We start from the raw sequence: 26,311 nt of genomic DNA on the forward strand, positions 1-26,311 counted from the left end.
TGTCAACACCTTTTTTAAACTTTTTTTATTTTTTTGCATGAATTCCTAATGGGTACGGATGTCAAACTCCTTAAACACAATACGTAAGTCCTTTAGGACTCTTTGACGCCCTCGGAATCGTTCATTTCTTAAAATGCGTTCTAGCTCTTCTTGTTGCTCTTTAGTTTGTTTGTTTCTATAATCTCTTAGTGTTTCATGAAAGAGATAATAGTCATCTAGCCACAGACCTCCCTCACTTATACGATGACTGATCTCGCCTACTTCTTCATAAGGTTCTTTATTATATCTTCGTTTGTGGCTTTCTTGCTTACGGATATAGTCTAAAATTCGATTTCGAAACTTGGTTTTGAAATATTGCCTTAAACGAGGGATATCTTCTACCAATTCTTCTTCTCTACTAATCAATTCATGTAAGCAAATCATTCCCTCTTGGTTCCAGTCCGATAGCTCCCATAAATGAAGGTAATATTCATTTCTACACTTGTATACAATTCCTTGGACTTCTTCATACATTTTTTTAAGCATAATCTTCCCCTTTCTAGATACAGTCTAACAGATTCAGAAACACTTTTGGCACATTTCCTCCATTCTGCACCCTTTAGATCCTCAACTGCACAAAAAAGAGAGGACAAGCCTCTCTTTGGGTTATTTTTCGTCATTCATTTTTGACTTTACTTCATCATAGGATAGTGCATGAGATTCCTCTTCTACTGCTTCAGGCATCTTTCCTGTTTCGTAAAGAGCTTTAATTTGTGTACTATCTAATGTTTCGTATTTCAATAATGCTTCTGCAATCAACTTGTGAGTTTCACGATTTGACTGAATAATTTCAGCAGCTTTATTTCGTGCTTCATTCAATAATGAACGAACTTCTTCGTCAATTTCATAAGCTGTTTGTTCTGAAATTAATTTTTGAGGACTCTGTGCCCCAAACATAGCATGGTTTCCTTCATATTGTACTGGGCCAAGTTTTTCACTCATACCGTACTCTGTAACCATTGCACGCGCCATTTGTGTCGCTTGTTCAAAGTCGTTTGAAGCTCCTGTAGTTTGGACATTAAAGATAATTTCTTCAGCTACACGTCCACCCATTAAGCCAGCCAATTGCTCTTTCATATCTTCTTTAGATAGAAGCATTTGGTCTTCCTTAGGAAGTGCAATCATATAACCACCTGCACGACCACGTGGTACAATTGTAACCTTATGGACAACTCGGGCATTCGATAAGACTAGACCAACAATGGTATGTCCTGCCTCATGATAGGCAACTAATTCACGTTCTTTTTGTGAAACAGTCTTATCTTTCTTAGAAGGTCCAGCAATAACCCTATCTTCTGCTTCATCAATATCTGAGGCATCAATTATCGATTTATTGCGACGAGCAGCAACTAAAGCCGCTTCATTCAAGACATTCTCTAAATCAGCACCAACAAAACCTGGAGTTTGTTGAGCAACTAATTTCAAATCAACATCTTCTGCTAAAGGCTTGTTCTTAGCATGAACTTTCAAGATTGCTTCGCGCCCCTTAACATCAGGACGGCCAACCAATACTTTTCTATCAAAACGTCCTGGACGCAAAAGGGCAGGGTCAAGTACATCTGAACGGTTTGTAGCAGCGATGACGATAATTCCTTCATTTCCCTCAAAACCATCCATCTCAATCAAGAGTTGGTTCAAGGTTTGCTCACGTTCGTCATTACCTCCGCCGAGACCGACTCCACGTTGACGTCCAACAGCATCAATTTCATCGATAAAGATAATAGCTGGTGCTGCTTTTTTGGCATCTTCAAAAAGAGAACGAACACGACTAGCTCCAACTCCGACAAACATTTCTACAAAGTCAGAACCTGAGATACTAAAGAATGGAACACCTGCTTCTCCGGCGACTGCTTTAGCAAGCAAAGTTTTACCTGTTCCCGGAGGTCCCTCCAGAAGGACACCTGCTGGAATACGAGCCCCAAGTTTTGTAAATCGTTTTGGATCTTTTAAGAATTCAACAACTTCAACTAGTTCTTGTTTTTCTTCCTCAGCTCCAGCAACATCTGAAAATCTTACTTTAATATCTTCTTTATTTGCAGCTTTAGCCTTACTACGTCCAAAACTCATTGGGTTACGACCATTGCCTCCCCCCATATTTCCCATCATAGAGAATAGGAAGAAGAAAAGAATCCCAAATGGCACAATGGATACGAGTAGATTAATCCACATACCACTTGAACTTTCATGCTTAACAGTTACTTCTGCTTTATGGTCAGAAGCAAGTTTTTGCAATTCTGATACTGTGGTATCAGAGGGAAGAATAATACTTGAAAATTTCTCTACTGTTGTAGCAGATGGAGAAAAGAACTGAATGCCTGTTTCTTCTTTACTTGTTTTAGGATTTTTATAGACACCCGAAACTTCTATAACACTGCCATTTGGTTGGTAAGTCAATTCTTTTACATTGTCATCGGTAATTTCTTTTACCAATTCTGTATAATTAATTTGCTCACTTTTCCCTGCAACACTACCTGTACTAAAATACTGGTAAGCTGTAACTAGGAAAAAAATAAGTAATAACCATAGAAATGGATTTTTAATTAAACCATTATTTTGTTTTTTCATTAAAAATTGTTCTTTCTAATTTGAATACACTTCTTCTTTTAAGACTCCAACATAAGGAAGATTACGATAATTTTCTTTGTAGTCTAAACCATAACCTACTACAAACTCATTTGGGATAGTAAAGCAGGTATAGTCTGCCTCAATTTCTACAACACGTCCTTCTGGTTTATCCAACAAGGTTGCAATGTTAACAGAAGCTGCTTCTCTTGCAATAAACATATCTCGCAAATTCTTCAAAGTTTGACCTGTATCAATGATATCCTCTACAAATAGAACATGTCTTCCTTTAATATCTTGAGTTACATCTTGCTTGATATTGATGACACCACTACTTGCTGTTCCACCATGGTAGCTAGAAACCATCATGAAGTCCATTTCAATATGTGTATCAATATGTTTGACCAATTCAGCCATAAAAGGAATAGATCCTTTTAAAATCCCAACCAAGATTGGATTTTTTCCTGCATAGTCCTTAGTTAATTGAGCACCTAATTTTTTAGCAGCTTCTGTAATTTCATCGTGTGAAACGAGGATTTTTTTAATATCGTTTTCTAACATTTTTTTACCTATCTATTTTTTCTATATAAAGTACAGTGTTCATTATATCATTTTTCGTGTTTTTACTCAAATCACTAGTCGCAATTCCCAAAATTGAGACAATTTCACCAAATTGCTCAATAATCAGAGCAGATTTTCGCTTTTCCATAGGGATTTTCAAATCAATAAATAGACGTCTGAGTTTTTTTCTATGCCCATTTTGAATCAAAAAATCTCCTCTTTTTCGATGACGAATGAGTATTGATGTTTCCCGTGAAACAGGTATTCGTTGAATTGATTCACCTTCTAATGGAAGTCCAAAGGAAAATAAATAACCTTGATAAGATACCTGATTTTGATAGTGTAACACAAGTTCATCTTCCTTTTCATCAGCCTGCGGACTGATTTTACAAATCTGAAACTGTTGATACTCTTTTATCAATTCATATCCATTTTTAATCGGATAACGATACTGGCTTTTAGATTTTAAAATCTGCCAAACTTCAGCAAACTGCGCTTTTGTAAGATTCAAATCTGGAAAACGATTCAGATAAGTTTGAAGTAAAACTCTTTGTGTTGACTCAGAGTAAGACAATAGCTGCTCTAAATTTTCCACATCAATATTGTTAGATAATTCAGCTATTGCCAAATCATAATCTAAAATTTCATTGCCGATACTTAAGATTGCATCTCTAAATCGAGGATTTTCTTTTTCTAATTCTGGTAAATAAGAATTTCGAATACGATTGCGCAAATAATGATTTTCCTGATTTGATATATCTTCAAAGTGAAAAATTGGTGGAAAGTCTTTTTTCTGAAAATGCAAGAAGGGCCGAATGATTTCTATCTCTCCTACTACTTGCTTCTCCTTAATTCCTGATAGATAGCGCAAACGAGTACCTCGAATCAAACGCATCAAAATCGTTTCCACCTGGTCATCAGCATGGTGGGCAGTGACTAAAGCTGTCGCACCTGTCTTTTTCATGACCTCTTGAAAAAAATCATAACGAAAATTTCTTGCACGCGCTTCTGAAAATTCTCCTAAAAAATTGCTGATATAAATAGGAAGCTCTACTTCAGCAGCCAACTTCCTTAATTCCTTTTCTTCCCAATCTGATTCTACTCTCTGCTTATGATTCACATGAGCTAGAATCAATTCAATTTCTAACTCTTTTTGATAAGTAGATAATACCTTAAATAGAAACATAGAATCTAATCCACCAGAAAGAGCTAGCACCACCTTAGTATGCTTTTTGAAATATCCCTTCTTGAGAAAATGATTTAAAAAATCTTGTTCCCTCATTTTAGAACCTCATAAACATCCTTGGCTATCTGAGAAATCGTATCATAATCAGAATTCTTAGTGAAAATAGAAAGAATAAATGGAGAATCTGCGTAGACAACACCCGTATCATGCTTAAATTCGTCCGCATCCCCAATTTTATGAGCTACCTTCACAGAAACACCTTTGGCAATTCGCTGATTATCAAAATCTGTTTTAGTCAAAGACTCTAGCACAAATCCATTTTGATTATAAATGGCTTCCATAACCTTCCCAGCCATCTTGGAAGAAATCAATTTTTCTTTTGGATCCCAATCATCTCCCGTAATGGCAGACATCTTGGATTTGAATGTGGCATCAGATTGGTTTGAAATGTAATAACCCAATATATTATGAGCTACATTATCAGATTCTTTAGATACTTTTGTGATTAAGTCCTTGAGAGAATACTCTTTATTATCCTCTTTTTTAGGAAGACTACCACTTCCCTCTGGTTTATAAGAACCTGGAAAATCATTGACTGCAGATACGTATTTTACAGTCGTATCTAACTGATAAAGACCCTCATTTATTTTTTCTTGCGCATAATAGAGATAAGGGAGTTTCAAAACACTAGCTGCATACATCTTTTCATCTTGATTGATACCAGCTTCTTTTCCAGTAGTCAGTTGCTTAACATAAATAGAGAATGAATCCTTCTGATATTTTTCAGATAACATTTCTTGGACTTTACTCATCCGATTATCTTCTTCAGAAGTTGATTCTTTAGCTACCCATCCAACCTGATCAATATGTAGAAATTCTCTTCCTTCTACAAACATGGTCTTGTCGATTGATACTTGCGAATAAGCTGATAAGGATGATTTCACTTCTTTTAAATCATAAGGGCTATTATACAGTTTAAAGTCAGATTCTAACCATACTTTTTTTATTATTGGAGTTACCTCCGATTGATCATATAAAAATCGTTTGTCCGCAGCTATAAATTGATGATTTGATAGCTTAAATACCGGAATCCCTTGTTTATTTAAGTGCCACTCAGTTATTTGAAAACTTGTTTTGGGAGTCAATTTTCCAGATTCCACTACTAAATCTTCATTCGCATAAATAGGAACATCTCCATAAACCATGGGAGAACTTAATTTTTCTCTAAAATAAATACCAAAGTCAGATTGTGAAAGGTAATAAATTTCTTTCGAAGTATAGACTACTTCTTTTTCTGTGCTAACGACTTTTGAAATGGTCAAAAAACTTGGTAGCAACAAAATAATTAAGAATTTACGCATTCTTCCTTTCCTTTTCTTCTTGTAAACGCAATAATTGATTTTTATCAGCCAATTCTTCCAGCTTTTCATCTGACAAACTCAAAAATTGCTCAATTATGTCTAATAAATTTTCCATTTTATCACCTTTGAAGCAAGTCAGGAATCGTATAAACTATTTCCCTCGACTTAGAATAATAGTACTTCGCTCGTGTATATTTGGCAGCATAATCCTCATCTTTCAACTTGGTAGCAAATGCTGTCTCCTTATCCTTTTCATCACTCAAAGTTTGATACTGAGTTTGCAAGTCTGCTAATTGCTGACGTCTTTGGAGTAATTGCTGATAGCTCTGCGCTAAATTAAAAGTTGGCAAGATAAATAATAGCATAATCAAAATCAATACCCACCCCATAAAACGATTCCGTTTTTGCCGTTCTTTCATCAGGTAGCGACGGCGTTGGTGTTCATTTTGAATAAAAGAATTATTCAATTGTACGATATTTTTAGACATTTTCTTCTACCCGTGTTTCACTGATAATTTCATACATGCCTGCTGCATCTTCTTTTTTTGTACTATCTTTCATCTCTAGTACTTTTACAAGTAGCAACTTATTGCCAAAGCGAATTTCAACTTGGTCATTAACTTTCAAATCCGTTGAACTTTTGGCCAAGATTCCATTCACCTTGATTCTGCCTTTATCTGCTACTTCTTTTGCGACTGTACGACGCTTGATAATTCGCGATACTTTTAAATATTTGTCTAATCTCATCCTTATTACCTCGACTTATTATTGTACCATTTTTATCTATTTTATAGAAGAAAAATATCAAATGGCATTTTCTTCCTTCGACTCTTTTATCTCTAATAAACTTTCTCCAAAAATCAGCAGACCTTCTAAAATTTCATAATCTTTCTTATTTTGAACATCAAATACAAGCTCCATTAATCCCTTATTCTCAGCGATGCCTGCTTTTAAGTTCGTTGCGGATAAAGCTTTAAAATAATCTTGAGCTAAAAACAGTCGTTGAGTGACTTTTTCAAATTGAACTGTAATCTTATTTTCTTTTCTTTCCACACGTTGAACAAAGACCTTGTCCAAATATGACTTGACTAAACCAATCTCTAAAAGATAGGCTACTACATCTGGGTATTCTCCAAAACGGTCTATCAACTCCTCTTGTAACTCTTCATAATTGACACGGTTGTCAATTTGACGAATTTTCTTGTAAATTTCAATCTTATGTCGTTGGTCTGAAATATAAGTATCAGGAAGATAGGCATCGATTTGCAAAATCAATTCAGCATTCCCTTTAGTTCTTGTGTTAGCGTTAGCATTACCGTTTCGTTTAGCAATAGCTTCCTCTAATAACTGCGAATACAATTCAAAACCAACAGAATCAATGAAACCAGACTGGGATTTTCCTAGGAGATTCCCTGCTCCACGAATCGAAAGATCTCGCATAGCAATCTTAAATCCGGATCCCAATTCTGTAAATCCTTTAATCGCTTCTAATCTCTTCTCAGAGACTTCACTAATTGATTTTTCTGGACGATACATTAGATAGGCATAAGCAATACGATTACTACGACCGACTCTTCCTCTTAACTGATACAAGGTTGACAAGCCCATATGGTCCGCATTTTCAATAAATAAAGTATTGGCATTTGGAATGTCCACTCCTGTCTCAATAATGGTAGTTGTCACCAAGATATCGTATTGTCCCTCAATGAAGTCTAATAGAGTATTTTCCAACTGAATCTCACTCATTTGCCCATGAACATAACCAATCGAAGCCTCTGGAATCAACTCCTGTAATTCAGAAATCTTCTGGTCAATCGTGTCAACTTTATTGTAAAGATAGTAAACTTGACCTCCACGCTCCATTTCACGTAAGACAGCATCACGAATGACACTATCATTCTTTTCTAAAACATAGGTTTGCACTGGATAACGATTAGTCGGCGGAGTTTCAATAACAGACAAATCTCTGATTCCCAGCATAGACATGTGAAGGGTACGAGGAATTGGCGTTGCTGTCAAGGTCAGGACATCTACTTGTTTTTTCAGTTCTTTCAAGGCTTCCTTATGCTTGACACCAAATCGCTGTTCCTCATCAATAATCATCAAGCCCAAATCAGCAAACACAACATCTTTTGACAAAACACGATGCGTTCCAATCAAAATATCAACTTGACCATTCTTTAATTTTTCAAGTGTCTCTGCCTGCTCTTTTTTACTTCTAAAGCGACTCAACACATCAATATTAACAGCAAAATTTTGGAATCGTTCCTTAAAATTAGTATAGTGCTGTTGCGCTAAAACCGTCGTTGGAACTAGAACGACCACCTGTTTATGATCATTGACTGCCTTAAAGGCTGCACGCATTGCAACTTCGGTCTTTCCAAAACCAACATCCCCAACCAATAGCCTATCCATTGGCTGAGAATTTTGCATATCTCTCTTGATTTCCTCGATACTACGAAGTTGATCATCTGTTTCAACATAAGGGAAGGCATCATCAAAAGCATCTTGCCCTTCATCATCGGCTGAGAAAGCAAAGCCTTTCAACTGACTACGCTCAGAATAGAGTTTGATTAAATCGTCTGCTATATCCTCTACCTGGTTCTTAACTTTTTGCTTTGCTTTTTTGAAATGACCATCATTTAATTTATTGAGTTTAGGTTCTTTACCGTCACTTGAAACGTATTTGGAAAGTAGATGAATCTGTTCCACTGGGATAGAGATTTGATCCCCGTTTTGGTATTGAACACTAACATAATCACGGTGAATCCCTTTGATTTCAATTGTTTCAATCCCTAGATATTGACCAATTCCATGAATGTGGTGAACAACGTAATCTCCTTTTTCAAGTTCATTGTAATCTTTTAATCTCTCTGCGTTTGAAACATGTTGTCTTCGAAAACGACGTTTCAATTTCTTTTGAAAAATCTCATGTTCAGTTATCAATAAAATCTTTTCATCTACAAAATGAAAACCATGTCTGAGATTGCCCTCGATTAAGTTTACAGATTCTTTACAGATACTTGACTTATCTCTGGAATCCAATTTAATCTGGTATTCCTCTAACATATCCTCCAATGCCTTACTTCCCATTGAATTGCTAGATTGCAAGATAATAGTATAATTCATTTTTTTGTATCGTTCAATTTCTTCTTTTAGAAAAGAAAACTGATTGAAAAATTCCTGCATAGGATATTGATTGAATTGATAAATTTTGTCAAACTTGAGATTTCCTAACCCCTTTTGTAGATTAGAGAAAAAGGTAACCGGACTCTGTTTTTTATAGATTTGTTCTGTATCTGCAAAATACTGCATCTCAGAAAATGCTTTACCATTCTGTAATTCTTCTGTAAAGTATTGCGCTAGCTCCCTTTCAAAGACTTCATACTGATTCATCAATTTTTGATAATCATCAAAGAATATTGGAGTATCTTTTTCAATATAATCAAAGACAGTCCATGTCTTATCATAGCACAAAGATAAAAACTTCCGAGAATCAGAATGAATTTGTTTTTTGTGAAAACTTGAAAGAATTTCTTCTAAGTATGATTTTAAAATAGGTGATAAAGTCTTTGAAATTTGTTTTTCTAAAGCTGACTGACCTCTTTGATAATCATTTTCTCTCAAAAGTATGTCGCTAGCTGGAAAGATTGTGAGTTCTGTCTTATTTTCTTTCGATAATTGTGTTTCTACTTCAAATGACCTGATACCATCAATTTCATCACCAAAAAACTCAATTCGGCAAGGTTCTAACTGGGATATTTCAAAAATATCTAAAATATCTCCTCGTATACTAAACTCTCCCTGAGTTTGTACTTGTGTAACTTTTCGATAGCCTATTTCCTTTAACTGATGGATAAACGCATGTTGATCATATTCTTCACCAACTGAGATTTTTACAATACTATCTTTGAATACATTGGGAGACGGTAAAATTAATCGACTTGCTGCGATATTACATACTAAAATCCCTTTCTTAGACGGATCAGTCAAAAAACGCAAGGCTTCAACCCGTGAAATAATTTTTTCTTGTGAAGACATCAAAAACTCGACCATAGGGGAGTCATCTACCAAAAATGGATAGACAAGTTCCTCACCCAAGATAGAGATAAGATCACTAATAAGACCTTCTGCTTCTCCATAAGTTGATAGCAATAGAACAATCTTATCTTCTTTCTTCAAACTACTAGCGATTGCTAAAGCTTTTGTAGAAGTTGACAAACCTAACATTAATTGTCTTTTCTTATCTGTCAGATTTTGATGCCATTTTTGGATCTGATCATTTTCTGAGAATAAATCTAATAAGGTCGCCATTTATCCGTTATACCTCTGCATCGTTTTCTCAAAGTTTTTCTCTTGTAAATAGTAATTTACAGAATCGTCAACTTTGTCAATAGACTGTAAAATACCGATATAATCATCCTTGTCAAAGGTACTCAAAACATGGTTAACAACTGACATGCCATTTTTAGGTCTTCCGATTCCAATCTTAACACGGTTAAAGACCTGAGTTCCAATATGTTGAATAATAGACTTGATACCATTATGACCACCTGCTGAGCCTTTTGCTCTTAAACGAATCTTTCCAACTTCCATATCAAGATCATCGTAAATGATGAGTAAATCTTCAATATCTAAACCATAGTAAGTCAATAAAGCATGAACTGCTTTTCCACTTTCATTCATAAATGTCGTTGGTTTGACGAGATAAATTTTTTCTCCATTGAAGAAAAAAGATGCTAGATCAGCTTGAAATATCTTATCGTGTGTAAAAGTGACATTCTGCTTCTTCGCTAGTTGATCAATCAACATAAAACCAACATTGTGTTTTGTTTCAAAATATTTATCCCCTGGATTTCCCAAGCCTACAAGTAATTTGGTCATTTATTTTTCCTTTCAAAAGCCAAAAGGGTTGGAATTTTTTTCCAACCTAATTGACACTATTTATTAATTTTTTAGACATTAAAGCGGAATTCCATGATATCGCCGTCTTGGACGATATATTCTTTTCCTTCTTCACGCAAGCGTCCAGCTTCTTTTACGGCCTTTTCAGATCCATATTTCACTAAATCCTCATATGACATAGTTACTGCACGAATAAAACCTTTTTCAAAGTCTGAGTGGATAATACCAGCTGCTTGAGGAGCCTTCATACCACGTTTGAAAGTCCAAGCACGAACTTCTTTTTCACCAGCTGTGAAGTAAGTTCCAAGTCCAAGTAAGTGGTAAGCTGCACGAGTCAACTTGTCAACGCCTGATTCTGTCAACCCAAGAGCTTCAAGAAACTCTTGCTTGTCTTCATCGTCTAACTCAGAAATTTCTTCCTCAGCACGCGCAGAAATCACTACTACCTCTGCATTTTCTGTCGCTGCAAATTCGCGAATTTGTTTGACATAGTCGATAGAATCTGGATCTGAAACTACATCCTCATCTACATTAGCAACATAAAGAACTGGTTTAGTTGTCAAAAGGAAGAGACCTTTGACAACTTTTTGTTCTTCATCTGTAAATTCAATAGTTCGAGCTGATTTTCCATCTTCAAGAACTGGTTTAATCTTTTGAAGAACATTGAATTCTGCTACTGATTCTTTATCTTTTTGCGTACGTGCCATCTTTTCTACACGCGCATAGCGCTTATTAACTGATTCTAAGTCAGCAAGAATCAACTCCAAGTTAATGGTATCAATATCTGCAAGTGGATCCACAAAGGCATCTTCACGTCCTTGCTCGCGCATCACATTTTCATCATCAAAAGCACGAACTACATGAACAATCGCATCTACTTCACGGATATTAGCCAAGAATTTATTCCCTAGCCCTTCTCCTTTTGAAGCTCCTTTTACAATCCCTGCAATATCTGTAAATTCAAATGTTGTTGGAACTGTCTTTTTAGGAGTGATCATTTCAGTCAATTTTTGTAGACGTTCATCTGGAACTTCCACCATTCCAACGTTTGGATCAATAGTCGCAAATGGGTAGTTCGCTGCCTCTGCTCCTGCTTTTGTAATTGCATTAAATAGTGTTGATTTACCAACGTTTGGCAAACCAACGATACCTGCTGTTAAAGCCATATTTTCTCATTCTCCGTTTTCATTTCAATCCCTAATATTATAACACAAAAAGGGAAAACTTGCTAACCCTCTAACTAAGGCTTCCTAGTCAATAATTTTATTCATTTTTCGATCAAAATCATAGCGTCCCATCATGACAACATGGTCACAATTGCTACATTTGATTTTGATATCTGCTCCTACACGCGTAATTTCCCAACGATTAGCCTTTTTACCTGTTGACTTGATGGTGCAAGCGTGTGGTTTTTTCATTTCAACAAAATTTCCAACTTGATACATACTACTCTCCTTTTCTTTTTCGATTATATCATAAAAGAGGCGAGCTAAGCTCAACCTCTTTAACTTAATTTGTACGGACTGGGGTGATAAGCTGCATAAAGTCCTCATCAGTGTCTGCTGGCACAAGAGTAAATGGACGAACAGCTGAGATAAAGCTAATGGTCACCTTTTCGCTATTTAAAGCTTTAAGAGAATCAATCAAATAAGTTGGATTGAAACTAATAGTCAAATCATCACCAGTAACCTGCTCCGTATCGATTTCTTCATTTACTTTACCAACTTCTGGAGAGTGAACATGGGCGCTAACAACCCCATCTTTAATTTCAAGCTTCACAGTACCATTTTGAGTCGCACTTGATAAAAGGCGAGCACGCTCCATTGACTGACGTAAGTTTACAACATCAAAAGTAATAGTAGTGTTAAAATCTGTTGGAATCAAACGATCTGTATCAGGATAGTTTCCTTCGAGGAGACGAGTATAGAAGCTAATATTTTCACTTCTAAAGAGGATTTGATTGTTAGCAAAGAAAATCTCTACAGTTTCAATATCATCTGTAAATACCGCTGAAAATTCGCGTAAAGAACGGCTAGGAATTACAACATCAAAATCATCACTATTTTTCTCAAGCGTTAATTTTTTCTGGCTTAGACGATGAGAGTCTGTTGCCACTGTTTTGAGCTCCTTGTGGTTACTCAATACAAAATGAACACCTGTTAAAATCGGACGACTCTCTTGTGTGCTTGCAGCAAAGGCTGTTTCATTGATAATTTTCTTGAGTAATTTTGTTTCAAGAATTAAAGGAGTACTTGCTGAAATTTCTTGAATTCGTGGATATTGTTCGCTATCTTTTCCTTTTAGGGTAATTTCTGATTTGCCACTGGTTAAAACAATTTGATTTTGTTCAATTTCTTTAAAATCAAGAGTCACATCAGGTAGACTAGATACCACATTGATGAAGAAAGAAGCTTCAAGAAGGATTGAACCTAGAGAAGTAATTAACAAACCAGCATCTTCATTTTTTTGAGAAATAAAATTTTCAATTGAAATTTGACCATTTGATCCAATTAAAGTAACACCTTCATTGGTCACGTCAATTTTGACAGTTGATAAAATAGGAATGGCATTTTTAGAACTAATAGCTCTCTTAGTAATATTTAATGCTTGTAGAAATAAATTTTTATTAATTGAAAAATGAATCATGGATTCTCCTTTATTTATTTTTAGTATTAGAAGGATAATAGTAATAATAGAGTCTGTGAAATCTGTGGAAAACAGACTTTAAACAAGTCATATCAAGTTTTTGGGCTTGTTTAAAAAATGTGGATAAAAAAGATAATAAAGTAAAAGTTATCCACAAGTTATTTGATTTTCTTTTTGATTGATTCAATTTCTAAACGTAAATTATCGTCTTCATCAATCAAAGATTTAATTTTTGCATGGGCATGAATGACTGTTGTATGATCTTTTCCTCCAAATTCCTTCCCAATTTTTGGAAGACTATTATCTGTCAGTTCTCTAGATAAATACATGGCTACTTGACGGGCTAACACAATATTTTGAAGGCGTCTGCTTCCCTTCATTTCTTTGACGCTGACACCATAAAAGTTACCAACTTCATTTTGAATTTTGTCAATTGGGATGACGAGCATTTGGCTAACATCTTGTTTGCGAGCTCTAATAGCTTCTGCAGCAATATCAATAGTGATATCCTTGATTTTTTTTACTCTGGCAATTAAAGTGATGTCGTTGATAGCTCCCTCAAGATCTCGAACATTTGAGTCAAATTGCCCAGCTAGGTATTCTAGAGTATCACTTTGAAAATTGTAGCCTAAATGTTCCGTTTTACTTTGTAAAATGGCAATACGTGTTTCAAAGTCAGGGGGGGTGATAGTTTGGGTCAACCCCCAACTAAAGCGCGTTACAAGCCTTTCCTCGAGTCCTTCTAAATGCTTTGGACTTCTATCACTGGTTAGGACAATCTGTTTTTGCTTGTCATGAAGGGCATTAAAAGTATTGAAAAATTCTTCTTGAGTTGCGACTTTTTTTCCGCTGAGTGACTGGATATCATCGATTAACAAAAGATCAAGACTACGATAGGTCTTTTTAAACTTTTCCATTTCCCCAAGTCTTAGGTGATCAAGAAAGTCATTAATAAAGCTTTCAGCAGGTATGTATTTGACACGCGCATTTGGAATATTTTTCAAAATTTCATTCCCAATGGCATTAAGTAAGTGAGTCTTACCAAGTCCCGGTCCTCCATAGATAAAAAGAGGGTTATAGGTCAGAGCCAAATCTTCAGAGACAGCCAAAGCGGCTGATACTGCCCAAACATTTCCATCCCCTTGAATAAAGTTATCAAAGGTATACTTTTCTTTTAACCCAGTATCCGAATAAGGAATAGATGCTAACTTTGGACTATAATCATAAAGAGTTGAATTTGTAGCTTCTTCAACTTGTGAGATAGCCGTATCTTGAGGTTTAGTGAAAATATAGTGGGGAGTTATCTCAGCATCATAAATTTCAAATCCGGCAACTACAATAATATCTTTTAGTTGTTTTTCCCAGACCATTTCCATTTCAGATCGTGGTAAAAATATAGTGGCAACATTTTCCTCTACCTTGATGAGTTCAGCTTGAATAGCATAGAAATCATACATGGATCGAGTCAGTCTTTCTTGAGCAAATTCTAATATACGATTCCAAAATTGTTTTTCTTTCAATCCTTTCTCCTCCTTTACTATTTAAAAGTTTAATACTAGAGATATTTTACCATAGATAGTAAGAATTTTCCACAAGCTGTGAAAAATAATCCACAATGTTACCAAGTTTTATCCACAGATTGGGGATAAAGTCAGAAACTATTGTTTTATTAAGCTTTTTATCGAAAAACATAGTGGATAACCTTGTGAGATAAAAAAATAAAAGAACAGCCTTATTTCAGGCTGTTGATAATTCTACTATATTCTTCTTGATTTGAGAAAGCAATAATGATTTTTCCACTATCTTTTTTAGACAGTTTGATTTCTACATCTAATCCGAGTAGTTTTTTTAACTGTTCTTCTTCATTTTGTATGAAATGATCATTTTTTTGCTGTTTCTTTTGTTTTTTCTCTGTCAGCAGAGCTTCTAACTTCCTTACAGAAATATCTTCTTCTATAATCCGTTGTAAGAAATAGTCTTGTTGTTCCTTAGTCAACCCAACTAGAGAACGCGCATGAGCTTGTGATAGTTTGCCATTTTCTACTTCTGAGAGAATCTGTTCTGGCAAGGAAAGCAAACGAATGGAGTTGCTGATATAAGGACGAGACTTGCCCATTTTATCTGCAATTTCAGCATGGGTGAATCCTTTCTCTACGAGAGATTCATAAGCGCGTGCTTCTTCTATTGGATTTAAATTTTCCCTCTGTAAATTTTCAATGATGGATTGGACCATCATCTCTTGATCTGAAAGCTGTTTAACAACAGCTGGGATAGACGTTAGACCAGCTAAAAGTGAAGCCCGATAGCGTCTTTCTCCTGCAAGGATTTCATAACCAATCACAGGAGATTGACGAACAATAATCGGTTGAATGACCCCATTTTCTTTGATAGACTGTGCTAGTTCATCTAGTTTTTCTCTATCAAATTCTTTTCGGGGTTGATAGGGATTTTTTTGTATATCTGTGATAGAAATCATTTCAAATTTTTCCATGATTCTACACTAACACATCTTTTCTCTTATGTAAAGCTTTCTTTACATAGATGTCAATTAAGATTCTAAATCACCTGAACTCTTGTCAAGCTTGATGGATGTAGTTTCTTCTTTACCGTTACGATAGTAAGTGATCTTAATGGTGTCTCCGATAGAATGATTGTAAAGAGCACTTTGTAAGTCTGTTGATGAAGCAATCTCTTTGTCATCTACTTTTGTAATAACATCGTATTTTTCAAGGTGACCATTGGCAGGCATATTACTTTGTACAGAACGAACAACTACGCCAGATGTAACATTACTTGGAATATTGAGTCTTCTGATGTCACTTGTACTTATATTAGATAAATTAACCATCTGGATTCCCAAAGCTGGGCGTGTCACTTTTCCGTTCTTTTCTAACTGTTCAATAATATTGATAGCATCATTTGCAGGGATTGCGAAACCAAGGCCTTCTACAGATGTTCCTCCATTTGTGGCAATTTTACTTGAGGTAATTCCGATAACCTGTCCTTGAATATTGATCAGTGGACCGCCAGAGTTACCTGGGTTAATAGCAGTATCAGTTTGGATGGCTTTTGTAGAAATGGCTTGTCCATCTTCAGATTTTAAGGATACATTTCTATTGAGACTAGATACGATACCTTGAGTGACAGTATTTGCATATTCAGAACCTAACGGGCTACCAATGGCAATAGCAGTTTCTCCTACGGTTAACTTGCTAGAATCACCAAACTCAGCTACTGTTGTAACTTTTTCTGAAGAGATTTTGACGACAGCAATATCAGAGAAAGTGTCAGCTCCGACAATTTCTCCAGGTACTTTAGTTCCATCTGACAAACGAATATCTACTTTGCTGGCACCATTTATAACGTGATTATTGGTGACGATGTAAGCTTCTTTATCATTCTTTTTATAAATAACCCCAGATCCTTCACTAGAGATTTGCTGAGAATCTGTATCAGTCTCATCATTACCAAATACGCTATTTTGTCTATTTGCTGAATAAGTAATAACAGAAACAACAGCATCTTTTACTTTATTAACAGCCTGTGTTGTTGAATTTTCGTTTTTATAGGCAGTCTGTGTAATAGTACTATTGTTGTTAGAGTTTCTTACACTACTTTCTTGAGTTAGTTGAGCTATTGAAAAACTACCCAAGGCTCCACTAAAAAAGCTAATGACGATAACGACTAATAATTGAAACCCTTTTTTGTAAAATGTTTTTAAATGTTTCATATTTGCCTCCATATTTTTGAATTACTGAAAGTATAAACTGACTAGCTTAATTATAACTTAAACATAAAAGTTTTACACAAACTGTGGATAACTCTTTTAAAACTGTGATTTTCTCAATTGAAATCTATTTTTTATTTTGTGAATAAGATGTGAAAAAATAGAGAATATGTTAGAATAGAGTCATGAAAATTAAAGTTGTAACAGTTGGGAAACTGAAAGAAAAGTATTTAAAAGATGGTATTGCAGAGTATTCAAAACGAATTTCTCGATTTGCTAAGCTTGAAATGATTGAGCTAGCAGATGAAAAAACACCAGATAAGGCCAGTGAGTCAGAAAATCAAAAGATTTTAGAAATAGAAGGTCAGAGGATTTTATCAAAAGTTGGTGACCGTGATTTTGTTATTGTGTTAGCCATTGAGGGGAAAACACTTTCTTCAGAAGAATTTAGTAAGCAGTTAGAAGAAGCTTCTATAAAAGGATTTTCTACTCTTACCTTTATTATTGGAGGGAGTCTGGGATTAGCACAGGATGTAAAAAAGAGAGCCAATCTCTCTGTTAGTTTTGGTCGTTTAACCTTGCCCCATCAGCTAATGAGACTAGTCCTTGTTGAACAAATCTATCGGGCTTTTACAATTCAGCAGGGATCACCCTATCATAAATAGAAAATTGACTTTTAATTGATTTTTTGGTAGAATAATTGTGTTAGGTCTCATAGCTCAGCTGGATAGAGCATTCGCCTTCTAAGCGAACGGTCGCAGGTTCGAATCCTGCTGGGATCAATATAGTAGCAAAGCTGGGAATTTTCCCGGCTTTTTTCTTAAAAAAGTACACTTGGGGAGAAAAAAATGACAGTTGAGAGAATTTTATCTAAAATGAAATTCCATTTTGTATAATGGTTTTTGTAAGTTAGCTTACAAGAAAAAAACATTTTAGGAGATTTTATTATGAAAAACACAGTTAAATTGGAACAGTTTGTAGCCTTGAAGGAAAAAGACTTGCAGGAGATTCGAGGTGGGGAAAGTAGGGTTTCAAGAATCATCCTTGATTTTCTTTTCCAACGAAAAAAGTAATGAAATAAGGAGAAAGAGTAATGGATTTACTTGGATTTGGGACAGTTATTGTTCATTTTTTAATTATTAGTCACAGTTACCGTTTAATTTGTAAAGGTCAAATAAATAGAAAAGAACTATATGTTTTTGGTATCTATACATTACTAGTAGAAGCAGTACTTGAACTTTCCTTTTATCTTCCATATTTAGATAAAATAGGGATTGAAAGATTTTTATTTCCTTTGGGCTTATATTCCTATTTTCGATGGATGAAACAGTATGAGAGGAATAGAGGACTATTCCTAAGTTTACTACTATCTCTTTTATATGAGAGCACTCATAACTTTCTGTCCGTAACTTTCTCCTCTATAACAGGAGACAATTTTGTTTCACAATATCATTTCCCATTCTTTTTCGTTGTAACGGTGTTGACTTATGTTGTTATATTAAAAATCATTCATTATTTCCACTTAGAACTAACCTATTTTGACAAGGACTACCTTTATCCTTTCTTGAAAAAAGTATTTTTTGCTTTACTATTGTTACATCTTTTATCTTTCGTTTCAGATATAGTAAGTACGATTAAACATTTGAATAGTTTTGGAAGTATCTTGTCATCTATTGTCTTTATTTCTCTCCTTTTGACCTTCTTTGCAATGAATTCGCATAAAGAACAAATGGAGAAAGAGATTGCGTTGAAGCAGAAGAAATTTGAACAGAAACATTTACAGAATTATACAGATGAAATTGTCGGTCTGTATAATGAAATTCGTGGTTTTCGACATGACTATGCTGGGATGCTTGTCAGTATGCAGATGGCAATTGACAGTGGTGATTTACAGGAAATTGACAGAGTTTACAATGAAGTTTTGGTCAAAGCAAATCATAAATTGCGTTCAGATAAGTACACTTACTTTGATTTGAACAACATAGAAGATTCAGCTTTACGAAGTTTGGTTGCTCAGTCTATTGTCTATGCTCGAAATAATGGTGTAGAGTTTACACTGGAAGTAAAAGATACGATTACCAAGCTCCCAATTGAACTATTGGATTTGGTTCGTATCATGAGCGTTTTATTGAACAATGCTGTCGAAGGATCGGCTGATAGCTATAAAAAGCAGATGGAAGTAGCAGTTATTAAGATGGAAACTGAAACAGTTATTGTGATTCAGAATTCATGTAAAATGACGATGACTCCTTCAGGAGATCTATTTGCTTTAGGATTCTCCACTAAGGGAAGAAATCGCGGGGTAGGATTAAATAATGTGAAAGAACTACTAGATAAGTACAACAATATTATTTTAGAAACAGAGATGGAAGGCAGTACATTTAGACAAATCATTAGATTTAAGAGGGAATTTGAATGAAAGTTTTAATTTTAGAGGATGTTATTGAACATCAAGTGAGACTAGAGAGAATATTGGATGAAATTTCGAAAGAATCGAATATTCCAATATCATACAAGACAACGGGAAAAGTCCGTGAATTTGAAGAATACATTGAAAATGATGAAGTAAATCAGCTTTATTTCCTAGATATCGATATTCATGGAATTGAGAAAAAGGGATTTGAAGTGGCTCAGCTCATTCGTCATTACAATCCTTACGCTATTATCGTCTTTATTACCAGTCGATCAGAGTTTGCGACTCTAACCTATAAATACCAGGTATCAGCCTTAGATTTTGTTGATAAGGATATCAATGATGAGATGTTCAAGAAGAGAATTGAGCAAAATATTTTTTACACGAAGAGTATGTTACTTGAAAATGAAGATGTTGTAGATTATTTTGACTACAATTACAAGGGAAATGATTTAAAAATTCCTTACCATGATATTTTGTATATTGAAACGACAGGAGTCTCTCATAAATTGCGCATTATTGGTAAGAATTTTGCCAAAGAGTTTTACGGTACCATGACAGATATTCAGGAAAAGGACAAACATACTCAGCGATTTTATTCTCCTCATAAATCATTTTTGGTAAATATAGGCAATATTAGAGAAATTGATCGAAAAAACTTAGAAATTGTTTTCTATGAAGACCATCGTTGTCCTATTTCAAGATTAAAAATTAGAAAATTAAAAGATATTTTAGAGAAAAAATCTAAAAAGTGATTGACAATTAGTAAGAAATTGATATAATGGTTATATCTGCTACAGATAGAAGGTCCGTTGGTCAAGGGGTTAAGACACCGCCTTTTCACGGCGGTAACACGGGTTCGAATCCCGTACGGACTATTTTATCCGCCATAGCTCAGTTGGTAGTAGCGCATGACTGTTAATCATGATGTCGTAGGTTCGAGTCCTACTGGCGGAGTATAGATAAAAGGGAACACAACTGTGTTCCTCTTTTTGTATCAATTTGTATCACCAAGCATCTTCATAAGGAAATCTGTTATTTCTTGAGGACTTTCTTTTTTTCCATGTGCAATCCAAGTTTGACAGACACCAAAAAGTGCATGAGTTAGATAGATGCTACTGTATTCTAATTCAGTTGTATTGAGATTCAGTTGCATAAATCGCTTTTGTAAATCTGTACTGAGCATGATATGAAGTTTATTTCGTAAGAAATTTTGGATTTCTTTAGTTCCATTTTCAGAAAGAAGGGCAGCCAGAAGTGGTTCTGACTCTAGATATTCAAATACTTCTAAAATAGCATCTCTTTTGTGATGAGCATGTTTTTGAAAAATATATTCAAATGTATGAAATAGCTTGCTTTGATAGTGCTCAATCATATCATACTTATCCTTATAGTGCGTATAGAAGCTGGAACGACTAATTCCGGCTTTTTCTGCTAATTTGACAGTAGAAATTTGATCAAATGGCTGTTCCATCAGTAATTGTACCATAGCATTTTCAATAGTTCGCTTTGTTTTTAAGCGTTTGTTACTTTCTTGCATATTTCCTCCTTGTAAACAAATTAGACTATATGTCTAAAAATGGATTTTTTATCTTGTAATTTAGATTTTTTAATGTATAATCTATTATATCAAAATTTTAGACAATATGTTTAAAAAAGGAGAAACTATGTTTAAAGAATGGAAAGCAATTTTTAAAAAACCAACCTTTATTATTGTCATGATAGGGATTTCTCTTATTCCAGCTCTGTACAATATCATATTTTTGTCATCAATGTGGGATCCATATGGGCAATTGTCTGACTTACCTGTAGCAGTTGTCAATAATGATAAAGAGGCTTCCTATAATGGTAGTAATATAGCAATAGGAAAAGACATGGTGTCCAATTTAAAAGAAAATAAAACCTTGGATTTTCATTTCGTGGATGAAGATGAAGGAAAGAAGGGATTGGAAGATGGCGATTACTATATGGTAGTGACTTTACCCAGTGATTTATCTGAAAAAGCAGCTTCTATTTTAACGGATCATCCAGAACAAATGCAAATCGATTATCAGACTTCAAGTGGTCATAGTTTTATTGCCAGCAAGATGAGTGATTCTGCAATGACACAATTAAAGCAGAATGTCTCTACCAATGTAACCGAGACCTATACCAAAGCTTTATTTAACAAAATGATCGATTTAAAGGATGGCATGAGTCAAGCAGCTTCAGGTAGTGAAAAATTAACTGATGGAGCGAATCAGTTAGTTACAGGAAGTCAAACATTAACTACTAACCTACACTCTTTAGCAGCTTCAAGTTTAACCTTTTCAAATGGAACGGAGCAGTTTACTAAAGGATTATCTGCTTATGTTTCTGGTGTCGAACAACTTCATCTTGGCTTAGGGGATTTTAATAGTGGTTTAGTTACATATACTGGTGCAGTGAGTCAATTAGATAGCGGATTAGGTCAATTATCTTCTAAAAGTCCTGAATTAGTAAGAGGAATCAATCAGTTATATACTGGTGTAGAATCCTATACTGGCGGTGTTTCTCAGCTTAATGCTGGTCTTAATCAATTTTCATCTGGTGTTAGTGCCTATACAAACGGAGTGGGAAATCTTGCAACAGGTGCTAGTCAGTTATCTAATCAATCAGCTACACTTCGAATGGGTATGGAGCAATTAAGTGAAGGGATTCAACAACTTTCTAGCAAGTTAGATGCTTCGTCTGGGAAAAAAGATCAAATTAATCAATTATCTTCTGGTCTAAATCAGTTAAATCAAGCTATTCAAAATATTGATGTTGGAGATACAAAACAATTAGATTCTGTTTTATCAAGTATAGTATCTCTTTCTAATCAAATGTTAGCAAGTGCTCAGTCTGATAAAGCGACTACATTAGCTAATATTCAATCGACAGCAGCTTATCAATCTTTGACAAGTGAGCAACAAGCTGAGATAAGTGCTTCTGTATCTCAAAATTCGACTGATAGTATTCAATCAGCACAGTCAATTGTAGCTTTAGTTCAAGGTTTACAAGGAAGTTTAGAAAACTTACAAAATCAATCTTCTAATCTTTCGACTTTAAAAAATCAAGCTAATCAAGTATTACCGCTTGCTTCTACTTCTTTGACAGGATTGTCAAGTGGATTAACAGAGATACAAGGAGCTGTTGCTAGCAAATTAGTTCCTGCCAGTCAGTCGATTACATCGGGTGTAAATGCATATACTGCAGGTGTTGATAAAGTTTCTCAAGGCGCAAGTCAACTAAGTAAAAAAAATGCCACCTTGACAGGTAGTTTGGGTCAACTAGTTTCAGGCTCAAACACCTTGACACAAAAATCTTCTAGCTTGACAGCAGGAGTTGGTCAATTAGTTGAAAAAACTCCAGAATTAGTGTCTAGTATTGAAAAATTATCAACTGGCTCTAACCAATTGAATCAAAAGAGTCAAGAATTGATAGCAGGAGTTGATAAATTGCAGTCAGGCTCTAGCCAACTATCTGACAAATCCAGTCAGTTAATTTCAGGTGCTTCTCAATTAGAAAGTGGAGCTAATAAATTGGCAGATGGAGCTGGGAAACTAGCAGAAGGTGGAACAAAGTTAACTTCTGGATTGGAAGGTTTACAGACAGGAGTTGCTTCTTTAGGACAAGGACTAAGTAATGCTAGTGATCAACTCAAATCAGCATCAACAGAATCTAAAAATGCAGAGATTTTGTCAAATCCTCTCAGTCTCTCCAAAACTGACAATGATCAAGTTCCTGTAAATGGAATTGCAATAGCTCCTTATATGATATCAGTTGCTCTCTTTGTTGCAGCAATATCAACGAATATGATCTTTACGAAGTTGCCTTCAGGATGTCATCCGGAGAGCCGTTGGGCTTGGTTGAAATCTCGAGCTGAAATAAATAGTATTATAGCTGTTTTGGCAGGAATTTTGGTATATGGAGGAGTTCATCTTATTGGTCTAACTGCAAATCATGAGATGAGAACATTTATTCTCATTATCCTAACAAGTTTAGTATTCATGTCCATGGTGACCGCTTTAACAACATGGAATAGCCGTATAGGAGCTTTCTTTTCTCTTATTTTGCTTTTATTACAGTTAGCATCAAGTGCAGGTACTTACCCACTTGCTTTGACAAATGATTTCTTTAGAGCTATTAGTCCTTGGTTACCAATGAGTTATTCAGTTTCGGGATTACGACAAACAATCTCTATGACAGGAAATATTCATCATCAAGTTATTTTCCTTGCCGTTATATTAGTACTATTTATTTGTTTAGGTATGCTGGCCTATCAACCTAAGAAAATGGAAGAAGATTAAAAAAATCGACCGATTAACTGGTCGATTTTTTATATCTTAGATAACTTTCGTCTGTAATTATAGATTCCAAATAGTAAGAGAGAAGTAAAGGAACAGATTGCTCCAGTAATAAACCCATTGGGAATGAAGGAAAGTGTAATAGTTCCTTTCCCCTTGGAAACATCAACTTTCATAAATCCAGTTTGAGCTTGTTTAATTTCTGTTTTCTTATCATCTTGGTAGGCAGACCAACCTTTGTCATAAGGAATGGTGAAGAAAATGGACGTATCTTGTTGGACATCATATGTAGCAAAGACCTTGTTTTTAGAAGTTGATACTGTGACAGGTTGTTCTTTAATTTTTTGAATTGCCTCAGTTAAAGTTTGGGTATCTAAACGGTAGAAGGTAGGAGATTCAAATGATACTTGTGAATTTCCAGGGAAACTAACATGAATATTGAAAGTTTTTGTCTCTTTTGTATAACCTAGATTAAAGAAGGAGAAGACATTATCAGTTGTAAAAGTTTTCTTTTCTCTATTTACAAGGATGTCAACCTTCTTTTGTTTGTCATTAGAAAAGTGAAGGTTTGTGAAAGAAAGATAAACTTGGCTGTTTTCTGGCACTTCAATTTGATACTGGATTGATGCATCCTCATTTGAAGAGCTTGTAACACTAATCAAATCATCAGTATTCTCTGTTTTTTCATAGGGGATTGGAGAAAAATAATCAAAATCGACGTTAGCAAGTTGATTTAAAAACGAGGCTTGATTATCCAAAGTGTGTTCATTGAACTTGACATCATTGTAAACAGATTGACTAGCAAATGCAATCGGAAGAGAGAATTGATTTTCATATAGGGTAAGATTATCTTTTTGATAGATATCTTTAAAACCATACTTATCAATAGGACTGTCTGAGATATTGTACTGGATGCCAAATAAACTATCAGCCAAAATACTATTATTGGCATAACGGAGATTGAGATTGGTTCCAGAGGATTTAAATCCAACTTTATCCAAAGTAGAGCTTGCTGAACGATTTCGAACAGATGAAAATTGAGAGATTCCATTGTAGTTGAATTTCATACTGTCATTTCCTGTCTGAGTTTCTAGTTTTTCAGTACGGGTAAATTGATTCCCAATATATGTTGAGAAAGATTCCATAGCTGGGATATCTCTACTATATGCACTTCGAGAAGCAAATCCCCATTCTTTAGCAATTCCGTCTATTTGAGATGAAGCATTTAAACTTATTTCAACCATTATAAATAAAGAGATTAGAATGGCAAATAGATTTACAGAGATAAACTTTTTGATAATTGCAAGGAGTAAAAGAGAATAGACACCCAAAAATTCAAGAGTCAGTAGAATATTCAAATCTGTTAAAAAAGAATAATGTGATTTTAGATAGATGGTAGCTAAAAATCCTGATACTACAAGAAAAAGCGAAACTAAAAAATTCCAGACTTTAAGTTCTTTCAGACGATTTAAGACTTCTGCTGCTGTGTAAATTAACAAGGTAGAGAAAATCCAAGCATAGCGATGTAAAAACATATTTGGAGTATGCATGCCTTGCCAAAATAAATCAAGAGCTTCTATATAAAAGCTGATAATTAGAAATGCAAAGAAGATTGCATAGGTAAGTTTCACGTGAAACTTAATAGTTTTCAGTGTAAAAAATAAAATAGTCAAAATAAAGGGAAGTAGTCCGACAAAAATCATTGGAATAGCCCCATACTTTGTTGTATCAAAGGAACCGATGAATTGCTTAGCAAAGAGATCAAGATACCAGCTACTTTCAGTTTGAAACTTTGTAACTTCAGTTAATTTTTCCCCATGTGTCTGTAAATCAAACAGAGTGGGAAGAGTCATAATCAAACTAGCCATACCAGCTAAAAAGGAGATAACTATGAAATCAAGAACCGATGATTTTCGGGTTTTAAAGTCCCACGAAATTTGACAGAGATACCAGAAAATAAGAAACAATACTGTCATATATCCAAAATAATAATTTTGAATAAATAAGATTGACAGACTTGTAAAGTACAATAGGAAATTCTTTTCAGTTATCAGTAGATGTAAACCAGTGATAATTAAAGGAATCAAGATAAAAACATCTAGCCAGGTTTTTATCTCTAATTGACTAACGGTAAAGCTCATCAGAGCATAGGAAGTAGATAAAGCTAGTTTTAAAGGATTAGGAATCGATTGAAATAATTTATTTAAACTAAAGTAAGTTGACAGTCCAATCAATCCAAATTTTAAGAGAGTTGTCAGATAGACAGCATCTGGCATATTTGTTAGATCAAAAAAGTAAACTAGTGGTGAAAAGAAACTACCCAAGTAATAACTAGATAGGGCATAGAAATTTAATCCGAGGCCACTTGTAAAGGTGTAAAACAAACTACCATTTCCGTGTAGGATATTTCTTAGAGATATATCAAAAATAACGTATTGATGAAACCCATCTCCTAATAGTGGAGATGTATCGCTATTCCAGTAGATACCTTGAGATAGATATACTCCTATCATAATGATTATGGGAATGATGAAAGAAACAAAATAGGTCCAATATGTTTTAAAAAATAATTTCATGTTACCTCATAAAATGTTAGAAAACTCA

The 26,311-nt window shown here is 34.7% G+C and carries 23 protein-coding genes and 3 tRNA genes; 8 read left to right on the top strand and 18 right to left on the bottom strand.

The features are described 5' to 3' along the window. Nucleotides 1-45: 45 nt before the first annotated feature. From HT697_RS06375 to HT697_RS06445, 16 genes are all read right to left on the bottom strand, one after another. Nucleotides 46-525 (bottom strand): sigma-70 family RNA polymerase sigma factor, encoded by a 480-nt coding sequence (locus HT697_RS06375; RefSeq protein WP_173218729.1) that lies wholly within the window; start codon nt 523-525, stop codon nt 46-48. A gap of 120 nt (nt 526-645) precedes the next feature. Next, nucleotides 646-2,604, bottom strand: coding sequence for an ATP-dependent zinc metalloprotease FtsH (ftsH, locus tag HT697_RS06380; protein ID WP_173218731.1), 1,959 nt, complete (start codon nt 2,602-2,604; stop codon nt 646-648). Between the two features lie 15 nt (nt 2,605-2,619). After that, entirely contained in the window at nt 2,620-3,162 is a 543-nt protein-coding gene (hpt, locus tag HT697_RS06385; RefSeq protein ID WP_000892176.1) for a hypoxanthine phosphoribosyltransferase, read from the bottom strand. 4 nt (nt 3,163-3,166) lie between these two features. After that, nucleotides 3,167-4,444, bottom strand: a complete 1,278-nt coding sequence (tilS, locus tag HT697_RS06390; RefSeq protein WP_173218733.1) for a tRNA lysidine(34) synthetase TilS — start codon at nt 4,442-4,444, stop codon at nt 3,167-3,169. Further along, nucleotides 4,441-5,709 carry a serine hydrolase gene (locus HT697_RS06395; RefSeq protein ID WP_173218735.1) on the bottom strand — a complete coding sequence of 423 codons (1,269 nt, stop codon included), beginning with the start codon at nt 5,707-5,709 and terminating at the stop codon, nt 4,441-4,443. The genes tilS and HT697_RS06395 overlap by 4 nt, the downstream gene beginning before the upstream one ends. Next, nucleotides 5,702-5,824 (bottom strand): SP_0009 family protein, encoded by a 123-nt coding sequence (locus HT697_RS10470; protein WP_000429331.1) that lies wholly within the window; start codon nt 5,822-5,824, stop codon nt 5,702-5,704. The genes HT697_RS06395 and HT697_RS10470 overlap by 8 nt, the downstream gene beginning before the upstream one ends. A 4-nt stretch (nt 5,825-5,828) precedes the next feature. Then, a complete protein-coding gene (locus HT697_RS06400) occupies nt 5,829-6,197 on the bottom strand; it encodes a septum formation initiator family protein (protein WP_000041903.1) in 369 nt (122 codons plus the stop codon). Continuing rightward, nucleotides 6,190-6,456: an RNA-binding S4 domain-containing protein gene (locus tag HT697_RS06405; protein WP_001234978.1), complete on the bottom strand. Its 267-nt coding sequence runs from the start codon at nt 6,454-6,456 to the stop codon at nt 6,190-6,192. The genes HT697_RS06400 and HT697_RS06405 overlap by 8 nt, the downstream gene beginning before the upstream one ends. 57 nt (nt 6,457-6,513) lie before the next feature. After that, nucleotides 6,514-10,023, bottom strand: coding sequence for a transcription-repair coupling factor (gene mfd, locus HT697_RS06410; protein WP_173218737.1), 3,510 nt, complete (start codon nt 10,021-10,023; stop codon nt 6,514-6,516). Next, nucleotides 10,024-10,593 (bottom strand): aminoacyl-tRNA hydrolase, encoded by a 570-nt coding sequence (gene pth / locus HT697_RS06415; protein WP_173218739.1) that lies wholly within the window; start codon nt 10,591-10,593, stop codon nt 10,024-10,026. A gap of 71 nt (nt 10,594-10,664) precedes the next feature. Beyond that, entirely contained in the window at nt 10,665-11,780 is a 1,116-nt protein-coding gene (ychF, locus tag HT697_RS06420; protein WP_001218700.1) for a redox-regulated ATPase YchF, read from the bottom strand. A gap of 84 nt (nt 11,781-11,864) precedes the next feature. Next, nucleotides 11,865-12,059 (bottom strand): DUF951 family protein, encoded by a 195-nt coding sequence (locus HT697_RS06425; RefSeq protein WP_000285186.1) that lies wholly within the window; start codon nt 12,057-12,059, stop codon nt 11,865-11,867. 64 nt (nt 12,060-12,123) lie between these two features. Continuing rightward, nucleotides 12,124-13,260 carry a DNA polymerase III subunit beta gene (gene dnaN, locus HT697_RS06430; protein WP_173218741.1) on the bottom strand — a complete coding sequence of 379 codons (1,137 nt, stop codon included), beginning with the start codon at nt 13,258-13,260 and terminating at the stop codon, nt 12,124-12,126. Between the two features lie 158 nt (nt 13,261-13,418). Next, entirely contained in the window at nt 13,419-14,780 is a 1,362-nt protein-coding gene (gene dnaA, locus HT697_RS06435; protein WP_023944973.1) for a chromosomal replication initiator protein DnaA, read from the bottom strand. Nucleotides 14,781-14,992: 212 nt separating this feature from the next. Beyond that, complete coding sequence (locus HT697_RS06440; RefSeq protein WP_173218743.1) at nt 14,993-15,751, bottom strand: ParB/RepB/Spo0J family partition protein; 759 nt, start codon at nt 15,749-15,751, stop codon at nt 14,993-14,995. A gap of 57 nt (nt 15,752-15,808) precedes the next feature. Further along, on the bottom strand, nt 15,809-16,990 hold the full coding sequence (locus HT697_RS06445; RefSeq protein WP_173218745.1) for a S1C family serine protease: 1,182 nt from the start codon (nt 16,988-16,990) through the stop codon (nt 15,809-15,811). A 182-nt stretch (nt 16,991-17,172) separates the two neighbouring features. Here HT697_RS06445 and rlmH point away from each other — a divergent pair, with 182 nt between their 5' ends. From rlmH to HT697_RS06480, 7 genes are all read left to right on the top strand, one after another. Continuing rightward, complete coding sequence (gene rlmH / locus HT697_RS06450) at nt 17,173-17,652, top strand: 23S rRNA (pseudouridine(1915)-N(3))-methyltransferase RlmH (RefSeq protein ID WP_000695935.1); 480 nt, start codon at nt 17,173-17,175, stop codon at nt 17,650-17,652. A gap of 43 nt (nt 17,653-17,695) precedes the next feature. After that, nucleotides 17,696-17,769: transfer RNA gene (locus tag HT697_RS06455), tRNA-Arg, on the top strand. Between the two features lie 165 nt (nt 17,770-17,934). Next, nucleotides 17,935-18,060: a competence-stimulating peptide ComC gene (comC, locus tag HT697_RS06460; RefSeq protein WP_173218747.1), complete on the top strand. Its 126-nt coding sequence runs from the start codon at nt 17,935-17,937 to the stop codon at nt 18,058-18,060. A gap of 20 nt (nt 18,061-18,080) precedes the next feature. Further along, complete coding sequence (gene comD / locus HT697_RS06465) at nt 18,081-19,406, top strand: competence system sensor histidine kinase ComD (protein ID WP_173218749.1); 1,326 nt, start codon at nt 18,081-18,083, stop codon at nt 19,404-19,406. After that, nucleotides 19,403-20,155: a competence system response regulator transcription factor ComE gene (comE, locus tag HT697_RS06470; protein WP_000866064.1), complete on the top strand. Its 753-nt coding sequence runs from the start codon at nt 19,403-19,405 to the stop codon at nt 20,153-20,155. The genes comD and comE overlap by 4 nt, the downstream gene beginning before the upstream one ends. A 51-nt stretch (nt 20,156-20,206) precedes the next feature. After that, nucleotides 20,207-20,278, top strand: a tRNA-Glu gene (locus HT697_RS06475). Between the two features lie 5 nt (nt 20,279-20,283). After that, nucleotides 20,284-20,357, top strand: a tRNA-Asn gene (locus HT697_RS06480). 40 nt (nt 20,358-20,397) lie between these two features. Here HT697_RS06480 and HT697_RS06485 read toward each other — a convergent pair. After that, nucleotides 20,398-20,940 carry a TetR-like C-terminal domain-containing protein gene (locus HT697_RS06485; protein ID WP_001158275.1) on the bottom strand — a complete coding sequence of 181 codons (543 nt, stop codon included), beginning with the start codon at nt 20,938-20,940 and terminating at the stop codon, nt 20,398-20,400. Between the two features lie 127 nt (nt 20,941-21,067). Here HT697_RS06485 and HT697_RS06490 point away from each other — a divergent pair, with 127 nt between their 5' ends. Next, complete coding sequence (locus tag HT697_RS06490; RefSeq protein ID WP_173262590.1) at nt 21,068-23,710, top strand: YhgE/Pip domain-containing protein; 2,643 nt, start codon at nt 21,068-21,070, stop codon at nt 23,708-23,710. A 29-nt stretch (nt 23,711-23,739) separates the two neighbouring features. On the opposite strand, the gene HT697_RS06495 is transcribed toward HT697_RS06490, so the two are convergent. After that, the gene (locus HT697_RS06495; RefSeq protein ID WP_173262592.1) at nt 23,740-26,283 is read right to left on the bottom strand and encodes a YfhO family protein; all 2,544 of its coding nucleotides are present in this window, start codon (nt 26,281-26,283) and stop codon (nt 23,740-23,742) included. Nucleotides 26,284-26,311 lie beyond the last annotated feature (28 nt).

Source organism: Streptococcus sp. 1621 (assembly GCF_013276615.1).
Taxonomy (GTDB): Bacteria; Bacillota; Bacilli; order Lactobacillales; family Streptococcaceae; genus Streptococcus.

Bases quoted from the DNA above. Each gene is read 5' to 3' on its own strand.
- HT697_RS06375 (WP_173218729.1), bottom strand. From the start codon at position 525: ATGCTTAAAAAAATGTATGAAGAAGTCCAAGGAATTGTATACAAGTGT.
- ftsH (WP_173218731.1), bottom strand. From the start codon at position 2,604: ATGAAAAAACAAAATAATGGTTTAATTAAAAATCCATTTCTATGGTTA.
- hpt (WP_000892176.1), bottom strand. From the start codon at position 3,162: ATGTTAGAAAACGATATTAAAAAAATCCTCGTTTCACACGATGAAATT.
- tilS (WP_173218733.1), bottom strand. From the start codon at position 4,444: ATGAGGGAACAAGATTTTTTAAATCATTTTCTCAAGAAGGGATATTTC.
- HT697_RS06395 (WP_173218735.1), bottom strand. From the start codon at position 5,709: ATGCGTAAATTCTTAATTATTTTGTTGCTACCAAGTTTTTTGACCATT.
- HT697_RS10470 (WP_000429331.1), bottom strand. From the start codon at position 5,824: ATGGAAAATTTATTAGACATAATTGAGCAATTTTTGAGTTTGTCAGAT.
- HT697_RS06400 (WP_000041903.1), bottom strand. From the start codon at position 6,197: ATGTCTAAAAATATCGTACAATTGAATAATTCTTTTATTCAAAATGAA.
- HT697_RS06405 (WP_001234978.1), bottom strand. From the start codon at position 6,456: ATGAGATTAGACAAATATTTAAAAGTATCGCGAATTATCAAGCGTCGT.
- mfd (WP_173218737.1), bottom strand. From the start codon at position 10,023: ATGGCGACCTTATTAGATTTATTCTCAGAAAATGATCAGATCCAAAAA.
- pth (WP_173218739.1), bottom strand. From the start codon at position 10,593: ATGACCAAATTACTTGTAGGCTTGGGAAATCCAGGGGATAAATATTTT.
- ychF (WP_001218700.1), bottom strand. From the start codon at position 11,780: ATGGCTTTAACAGCAGGTATCGTTGGTTTGCCAAACGTTGGTAAATCA.
- HT697_RS06425 (WP_000285186.1), bottom strand. From the start codon at position 12,059: ATGTATCAAGTTGGAAATTTTGTTGAAATGAAAAAACCACACGCTTGC.
- dnaN (WP_173218741.1), bottom strand. From the start codon at position 13,260: ATGATTCATTTTTCAATTAATAAAAATTTATTTCTACAAGCATTAAAT.
- HT697_RS06440 (WP_173218743.1), bottom strand. From the start codon at position 15,751: ATGGAAAAATTTGAAATGATTTCTATCACAGATATACAAAAAAATCCC.
- HT697_RS06445 (WP_173218745.1), bottom strand. From the start codon at position 16,990: ATGAAACATTTAAAAACATTTTACAAAAAAGGGTTTCAATTATTAGTC.
- rlmH (WP_000695935.1), top strand. From the start codon at position 17,173: ATGAAAATTAAAGTTGTAACAGTTGGGAAACTGAAAGAAAAGTATTTA.
- comC (WP_173218747.1), top strand. From the start codon at position 17,935: ATGAAAAACACAGTTAAATTGGAACAGTTTGTAGCCTTGAAGGAAAAA.
- comD (WP_173218749.1), top strand. From the start codon at position 18,081: ATGGATTTACTTGGATTTGGGACAGTTATTGTTCATTTTTTAATTATT.
- comE (WP_000866064.1), top strand. From the start codon at position 19,403: ATGAAAGTTTTAATTTTAGAGGATGTTATTGAACATCAAGTGAGACTA.
- HT697_RS06485 (WP_001158275.1), bottom strand. From the start codon at position 20,940: ATGCAAGAAAGTAACAAACGCTTAAAAACAAAGCGAACTATTGAAAAT.
- HT697_RS06490 (WP_173262590.1), top strand. From the start codon at position 21,068: ATGTTTAAAGAATGGAAAGCAATTTTTAAAAAACCAACCTTTATTATT.
- HT697_RS06495 (WP_173262592.1), bottom strand. From the start codon at position 26,283: ATGAAATTATTTTTTAAAACATATTGGACCTATTTTGTTTCTTTCATC.